Below are 7,394 nucleotides of genomic sequence, written 5' to 3' on the forward strand. Positions count from 1 at the left end.
GACGCCCGCCGGCGCGGGGCCGGCCTCAAGGAGCTGGCCCGCTGGCTGTGCCAGAACCCCGCCAAGCTGGCCGGCCAGTCCGGAAAAAAGGGCCGGATTGCGCCCGGCTTCGATGCCGATTTACTCGTGCTCGACGCCGAGCAAACCTTCGTGGTGCGCGAGGAGCTGATTCAGCACAAACACAAGGTGTCGCCGTACCTTGGGCAGGAATTGAGGGGCGTGGTGGAAATGACGTTTCTGGCCGGCGAGCTGGTGTTTCAGCGCCCCGATTTTGTGCGCCTCAACCACGGCCGCTTTTTGACTCGCTAAGGAGTAGAGACGCAATGTTTTGCGTCTCGCCGTCTGCGCCGTTGGGGTGTCGTCCGAACGATTTCGTTCAACGACGAGACGCAAAATATTGCGTCTCTACCTCGTTCAGGCAACCTTGCAAACTGCTTTATCGCAACAAAAAATCAACGACCTAACCCGCTAACGGTATGCAGCCCGATTACCCTTCCCGCGCCGCGCGCATCATGGCGCGCATTCACGAGCTGGCCGCCATCAGCGAAGACGCCGACGGCGTGACGCGCACCTTCGGCACGCCCGCCTTTTTGCAGGGCCGCGACCTGGTGCAACGCTGGTGCGATGCCGCCGGCCTGGCCACCCGCCTCGACGGTATCGGCAACCTGCGCGCCCGCCTCGTGAGCGCCAACCCGCAGGCTAAAACCTTCGTGCTGGCCTCGCACATCGACACGGTGGTGAATGCCGGCAAGTTCGACGGCCCGCTGGGCGTGCTCATGGGGCTCGATTTGCTCGAAAGCCTGCAGGCGCGGCAGGCTGCGCTGCCGTTTCACGTCGAGCTCATTGCCTTTAGCGACGAGGAAGGCGTGCGTTTTCATACCACGTATCTGGGCAGCAAAGTGGTGGCCGGCTCGTTCGACCACGGCTGGCTGAGCCGCGCCGATGCCGGCGGCATCACCCTGGCCCGCGCCCTCGAAATGATGGAAGCCAATGCGGCGCAGATTGCCGATGATGCCATTCCGGCCGACGACTGGCTGGGCTACTTCGAGATGCACATTGAGCAGGGGCCGGTGCTGTGGGAGCGCAACCTGCCGGTGGCCCTCGTCACGGCCATTGCCGGGCAGATGCGCGTCGAGCTCACCTTCACCGGCATGGCGGGCCACGCCGGCACCGTGCCCATGAGCATGCGTCAGGACGCTCTGTGCGCCGCCGCCGAGTTCATCCTCATTGCCGAGCAGTTTGCCCTCACGCACCAGCGCGGGCTGGTGGCCACCGTGGGCAAGCTGAATCTGAGCCACGCCGCCAGCAACGTCATCCCCGGCGAAGTCGTGCTCAGCCTCGACCTGCGCAGCCCCGACGCCATCCAGCTGGCCGACGCCTACGCCGCCCTGCGCAACTACACCGAGGCCCTCGCCCTGCAGCGCAACGTGACGCTGCACTGGAACCTGGTGCAGCAAACCGCCCCCGCCGCCTGCTCCGAAACTCTGAACGAAACCCTGGCCGAAGCCATTGCCGACGCCGGCCACGAAGTGGTGGCGCTGGTGAGCGGCGACGCCGACAAAATGGCCAAAGTGGCCCAGCAATACGGCATCAGGCCCGGCAGCTGCTACTCGTACCAGACCTACGACCAGCTGCGCGACAACCCCGAAGTAGAGGTGATTTACATCGTGCTGCCTAACTCCATGCACCACGAGTTCACCATTCGCGGCGCTAAGGCCGGCAAGCACATTCTCTGCGAAAAGCCCATGGCCAACTCGGTGAAGGAGTGTGAGGAAATGATTGCGGCCTGCAAAAAGGCCGGCAAGCACCTCATGATTGCCTACCGCATTCAGTATGAGCCCCTGAACCGGCAGGTGCAGCAGGCTGTGCGCGCCAAAACCTACGGCCAGACCAAGCTCATCCAGATGGTGAACACCCAAAACCAGGCTCACGACCAGCAATGGCGCCACAAAAAAGCGCTGGCCGGCGGCGGTGCCCTGCCCGATATCGGCCTGTACTGCCTGAACACCACGCGCTACCTGCTGGGCGAGGAACCCATCGAGGTATCGGCCCAGCTCTACAGCACGCCCGGCGATGCGCGCTTCAAAGAAGTGGAAGAAAACGTGACGTTTACACTGCGCTTCCCCAGTGGCGTGATTTCGCAGTGCACCACCGGCTACGGCTCCTTCAACAGCAAGGCCTACACGGTGCACGCCGAAACCGGCAGCCTCAAAATGGACCCCGCGTTTCCGTATCACGGCCTGCACCTCGAGCGCATTCACGCCCCCAACGGCAAGCAGCAGAAGGAAACGCCCAACGACCCCATGAAAAACCAGTTTGCGCTCGAAATGGACCACATGGCCCTGTGCGTACGCCAAAACCGGCCGCCCTACACGCCCGGCGAGGAAGGCCTGCAAGACCAGCGCATCATGGAAGCCATCTACCAGTCGGCCCGCGAAAACCGGCCCGTGAAGCTGCCCGCCGGGCCCCGGCTCGATGCGTTTCGCGGCCCCGCCCCGGCCGAAGAGGAAGCGTAGGCCAAACGGCCGGCGGCAAAAAAAGCTCAGCCATTGCCAACTTCCGGCGGCAGTTTGGAGTTTAAGGCCGAATGCCGCCGCGCCCGGCCCGTGAAGGACTGGCCGGCGGTTATTGTCCGCTGCCGTTTGCTTTTGTTGATGCCCACTACCGCACGCTCCCTTTATTTCGAAAACAGTGTCGGCCGCATCTGGGAAGAGCCTGAGCAGTTTTTACGTCTTCAGTATAAGCCGGGTGCACGCGACATGGTGCAGTTCCGGGCCTTGCTCATGCACGCGGCTCAAGCCCTGAGCCGCCGACATTGGTCGGGCATGCTCGTCGACCAGCGCGAAATGGCCCCTTTCAGCCCCGCCGAGCAGGCTTGGATGACCGGCGAATGGCTGCCCAACGCCGTGCACGAACACGGCTACCGCCGCGGAGCTATTCTGGTGGCACACAACGTATTTGCCCGGTTAGCCATGACGCAGCTCGTGCTGGGCGTGCGCGAACTGCCGCACACCTACCGCACCTTCGAAACCGAAGCCGAAGCCGTGGCCTGGCTGCAGCAGCCGCACGAGTAGGCCCGTTTAGTTTCGCTGCCTGATTCATAAAACAGAAGCCCCTGAAAGTTGCTTTCAAGGGCTTCTGTTTTATGAGAGTTGAGTGCGGAGTAACCGCCCTTACGCCGGCTGCGCAGCCGCGGGGGCCGGCACATCAATCTGCCCGGCCAGCAGGTCTTCGAATGTCTGGCGATGGCGGATGAGGCGCAGCCCGCCCGCTTCGTTCAGCATCACCTCGGCTGGCCGGGTGCGCGAGTTGAAGCTGCTACTCATCTCGAAGCCGTAGGCCCCGGCGTTGTGAAACACCAGCAGGTCGTTTTCGTGGATTTCGGGCAGCAGGCGGTCCCAGGCAAAGGTGTCGGTTTCGCAAATGTTGCCCACCACCGTGTACAGGCGCTCCGAACCTTTGGGGTTGCTGAGGTTGCTGATGTGGTGGTAGCTGTCGTAGAACATGGGCCGAATGAGGTGGTTGAAGCCCGAGTTCACGCCCGCAAACACCGTGGCGGTGGTTTGCTTCACCACGGCCACGTTCACCAGCAGGTAGCCGCTTTCGCTCACCAAGTATTTGCCCGGCTCGAACCAGCACTCCAGCGGCCGGCCGTACTCTTTTTCGAAGGTTTTGAAGGCCGCCGCCACCTGCTGGCCCAGCGAAGCCACGTCGGTTTCGGGGTCGCCGGGCTTGTAGGGCACCTTGAAGCCCGAGCCCAGGTCGAGAAAATCGAGGTCGGGGAAGCGGCCGGCGGCGTCGAACAGAATTTCGAGCGAGCGCAGGAATACGCCTACGTCCTTGATTTCGGAACCCGTGTGCATGTGCAGGCCGCGCACGTGCAGGCCGGTGCCCTTCACCACGCGCTCGAGGTGACGCATCTGGTGAATGCTGATGCCGAATTTGGAATCGATGTGGCCGGTCTGGATTTTGTAGTTGCCGCCCGCCTCAATGTGCGGGTTCAGGCGCACGCACACCGGGTACGAGCCGCCAAACGTGGCCCCGAACCGCTCCAGCAGCGAAATATTGTCGATGTTCAGGTTTACGCCGAGCTCCTTGGCCTCCACCAATTCGGCAAACGTCACGCTGTTGGGCGTGAACAGGATGTTCTCGGGGCGGAAGCCGGCGTGCAGGCCCAGCTTTACTTCGTTGATGCTCACGCAATCGAGGCCCGCGCCCAGGCTCAGGATGTGGCGTAGAATGGCCACGTTGCTCAACGCTTTGCAGGCGTAGAAAAACCGCGTGGGATGGCCCGAAAACGCCGATTTTAATTTATCGTACTGCCGCGTAATCGAGGCCGAATTATACACGTAAAGGGGGGTGCCGAACTGGTCGGCCGCCGCGCGCAGCGCATCGTTAATATCTGACATAATCACAAAAGTACGGCCGCCGCGAGGTCGAAATGCACGCCGCCGGCCGCCGCAGTTAACCAGCTGTCCTTTTATTTCATTCCCTTACGCTCCATTGATGGCTATTTCCCTTGAAGTCTGGCTCCGCGGCCCCGTGCCGGGCGTGCCGCCCTTGCTGCAACCCGTAGCCCACGCCCTGCTGCAAGCCCGCGAAGAACTGACTGCTGCGCTGGCCGATTTTCCGCCCGCCCTGCTCAACGAGCGGCCGGCCGACGTGGCCTCCGTCGGCTTCCACTTGCAGCACCTGGCCGGAGTGCTCGACCGCACCTTCACCTACGCCCGCGGCGAAGCCCTCACGCCCGCCCAGCAAGCCGAGCTAGGCGACGAAGCCGAGCCACTACTCACCGATGCAGCAACGCTGGCGCAGCTACAGCAACGCTTTGAGCATCAAGTAGACCGTGCTTTAACCCAGCTCCGCAATACCGATTTCGACATTCTCACCGAGCTGCGCGGCGTGGGCCGGGCGCAGGTGCCATCCACCGTCATCGGCCTGCTGGTGCACGCCGCCGAGCACACCACCCGCCACCTGGGCCAGCTGCTGGTGACGGCTAAATGGGTCCGGCATCTGGACGAGTAGAGACGCAACATTTTGCGTCTCGCCGTTGAACGATTAGGGCCGCTCCGTCCGCACGTTACCGTTCAACGACGAGACGCAAACCGCGCGTCTCTACCGCGAGCCGGCTCCGGTAGAGACGCGCGGTTTGGCGCGCTCGTATTGTGCCGGCCATTCCACATCCACGCCCAGTTCCTGGGCCGCTACCAGCGGGAAGTAAGGCTCGCGCAGCATCTCACGAGCCAGCAGCACGAGGTCGGCTTGGTCGTTGGCCAGAATGGCTTCAGCCTCGGCCGGAGTGGTGATGAGGCCTACCGCGCCGGTCATGATGTCGGCTTCGGCCTTGATGCGCTCGGCAAATGGCACCTGGTAGCCGGGGCCAACGGGAATGGACGCTTTGGGCACGTTGCCGCCTGTCGACACGTCAATCAAATCGACGCCGCGGGTTTTGAGCAGCGCCGCCAGCTGCACCGACTCGTCGGCCGTCCAGCCGCCCTCGGTCCAGTCGGTGGCCGAGATGCGCACGATGAGCGGCAGTTCGTCGGGCCACATCTCGCGGGTGGCGGTTACTACTTCGAGTAGCAGGCGCACGCGGTTTTCGAAGGAGCCGCCGTATTCGTCGGTGCGCTGGTTGCTGAGCGGCGACAGAAACTGGTGCAGCAGGTAGCCGTGTGCGGCGTGCAGCTCCACCACCTGGTAGCCCGCGGCCAGTGCTCGGCCGGTAGCATCCCGAAAGTCCGCAATAACCTTCTGAATGCCGGTGGCATCTAAGGCTTCGGGCTGGGGGTAGTCGTCGGAAAAAGCCGCGTCGGTGGGGCCCACTACCGGCCAGCCGCCGGCGTTCAGCGGCACGGCGCCCGAGCCGCTCCAGGGGCGGTAGGTGCTGGCTTTGCGGCCCGCGTGCGCCAGCTGAATGCCTGGCACGCAGCCTTGGGCTACAATAAACTCGTTGATGCGGCGCAACATGGGCAGCTGTTCATCTTTCCAGATGCCCAGGTCTTCGGGGCTGATGCGGCCTTCGAACGACACGGCCGTGGCTTCCTGAATGATGAGGCCCGCGCCACCCACCGCCCGGCTGCCCAGGTGCACGAGGTGCCAGTCGTTGGCAAAGCCATCCACGGCGCTGTATTGGCACATGGGCGATACCACAATGCGGTTTTTGAGAGTAATGCCGCGCAGAGTGAGCGGTTCGAATAGCTTAGCCATGAGAATTGCAAGAGAAGGGGGAAGCTGGATTAACCGGCTTCGGAGCGTTTGGGTTATGGCTAGCTTGGAAAAGAAGGAAAAAGGCGCTCTGCATGACACTCTTACAGCGTGGCCATTCGGGCGCCTGAAATTTGCTTTTTAAAAATCCGGCCTTACCTTGCAGCCGCAAACCAACCACCCTATGCTCCAGACGCGCTACTTTTTTGGCTACTATTACTTCTACGCCACCGCGTAGAACGAGCCGCCGTTTGTAGCTAATCCTCACAGACTTCTCAGCGCCGCTCGTTCTTCGGGAGGCGCTTTTTTAATGTCCGTTTCTTTCCAGATGCTTTCTCTGTTTCGCTACTTTTTTACCTATTGCTATTACTTCTTCTACCCGAAGAAGCTGGCCCTGTGTTGCCCGTGTTAACCACCACACGCTCCCCAACAACTCAGGGCCCCCGCACAGCGGAGGCCCTTTTTTATTGCCTGATTCAGCAAGAAGCCATCAGCGGCTAATACAAACCAGCAGCACCTCACGATTCCCTCAGTCAACTGATTGCCACGCACCGACGACCATGCACCAAGCACCAAAAACCGTTTCCATCCAGGGTTTCCAAGGTAGTTTCCACGAAGTGGTGGCCCGTCGCTTCTTTGGTGCACAGCCGGCTCTGCTGCCCTGTGCTACGTTTGGCACGGTGGTGGCGCACGTGGTGCAGGGCACCGTCGAGGCCGGCCTGATGGCCATGGAAAACTCGCTGGCCGGCAGCATCCTGCCTAACTACCTGCTGCTCGAGCGCCACGCCGTGCGCGTGACCGGCGAGGTGTACCTGCCGATTCATCAGCACTTGCTGGCGCTGCCCGGCACCACGCGGGCCGACGTGCGCGCCGTGCACTCGCACCCCATGGCCCTGCGCCAGTGCGGCGAGTTCCTCGACCGCCACCCGCACTGGAAGCTGGTCGAAACCGACGACACCGGCCACAGCGCCCAACTGCTGGCCGAGGAGCGCACCCCCGGCATAGCCGTGGTAGCCGGCGCCCAAGCTGCCGAGCAGTTCGGCCTGCAGATTCTGGCCCCCGCCATCCACGACGACCCGCACAACTACACCCGTTTCCTGGTGCTGCAGCGCGCCGCCGAGGTGCAGCCCGACCCACTGGCTGATAAGGCCTCGCTCTATTTCTGCGCGCCGCACGCGCCCGGCAGCCTG

At 62.7% G+C, this 7,394-nt stretch carries 7 protein-coding genes; 5 read left to right on the forward strand and 2 right to left on the reverse strand.

Annotation, left to right across the window (positions count from 1 at the left end):
• From ACYVDE_RS10635 to ACYVDE_RS10645, 3 genes are all read left to right on the forward strand, one after another.
• The coding region (locus ACYVDE_RS10635) for an amidohydrolase family protein (RefSeq protein WP_460501492.1) at positions 1-309 on the forward strand (309 nt) is incomplete at its 5' end.
• Positions 310-476: 167 nt separating this feature from the next.
• Complete coding sequence (locus tag ACYVDE_RS10640) at positions 477-2,516, forward strand: hydantoinase/carbamoylase family amidase (protein ID WP_460501493.1); 2,040 nt, start codon at positions 477-479, stop codon at positions 2,514-2,516.
• 243 nt (positions 2,517-2,759) lie between these two features.
• The gene (locus tag ACYVDE_RS10645) at positions 2,760-3,074 is read left to right on the forward strand and encodes an STAS/SEC14 domain-containing protein (RefSeq protein ID WP_460501498.1); all 315 of its coding nucleotides are present in this window, start codon (positions 2,760-2,762) and stop codon (positions 3,072-3,074) included.
• A gap of 99 nt (positions 3,075-3,173) precedes the next feature.
• On the opposite strand, the gene lysA is transcribed toward ACYVDE_RS10645, so the two are convergent.
• Positions 3,174-4,409: a diaminopimelate decarboxylase family protein gene (gene lysA, locus ACYVDE_RS10650; RefSeq protein WP_460501494.1), complete on the reverse strand. Its 1,236-nt coding sequence runs from the start codon at positions 4,407-4,409 to the stop codon at positions 3,174-3,176.
• 97 nt (positions 4,410-4,506) lie between these two features.
• Here lysA and ACYVDE_RS10655 point away from each other — a divergent pair, with 97 nt between their 5' ends.
• Positions 4,507-5,025 (forward strand): DinB family protein, encoded by a 519-nt coding sequence (locus ACYVDE_RS10655; RefSeq protein ID WP_460501495.1) that lies wholly within the window; start codon positions 4,507-4,509, stop codon positions 5,023-5,025.
• A 90-nt stretch (positions 5,026-5,115) separates the two neighbouring features.
• On the opposite strand, the gene ACYVDE_RS10660 is transcribed toward ACYVDE_RS10655, so the two are convergent.
• On the reverse strand, positions 5,116-6,207 hold the full coding sequence (locus tag ACYVDE_RS10660) for an NADH:flavin oxidoreductase/NADH oxidase (RefSeq protein WP_460501496.1): 1,092 nt from the start codon (positions 6,205-6,207) through the stop codon (positions 5,116-5,118).
• A gap of 557 nt (positions 6,208-6,764) precedes the next feature.
• Here ACYVDE_RS10660 and ACYVDE_RS10665 point away from each other — a divergent pair.
• Positions 6,765-7,394, forward strand: a 630-nt coding sequence (locus tag ACYVDE_RS10665; RefSeq protein ID WP_460501497.1) for a prephenate dehydratase, incomplete at its 3' end; no start/stop codon positions are given.

The sequence above is a fragment of the Hymenobacter agri genome, from assembly GCF_054778495.1.

Coding starts and splice junctions, on each gene's coding strand:
- ACYVDE_RS10655 (WP_460501495.1), top strand. CDS start 4,507: ATGGCTATTTCCCTTGAAGTCTGGCTCCGCGGCCCCGTGCCGGGCGTG.
- ACYVDE_RS10640 (WP_460501493.1), top strand. CDS start 477: ATGCAGCCCGATTACCCTTCCCGCGCCGCGCGCATCATGGCGCGCATT.
- lysA (WP_460501494.1), bottom strand. CDS start 4,409: ATGTCAGATATTAACGATGCGCTGCGCGCGGCGGCCGACCAGTTCGGC.
- ACYVDE_RS10660 (WP_460501496.1), bottom strand. CDS start 6,207: ATGGCTAAGCTATTCGAACCGCTCACTCTGCGCGGCATTACTCTCAAA.
- ACYVDE_RS10645 (WP_460501498.1), top strand. CDS start 2,760: ATGGTGCAGTTCCGGGCCTTGCTCATGCACGCGGCTCAAGCCCTGAGC.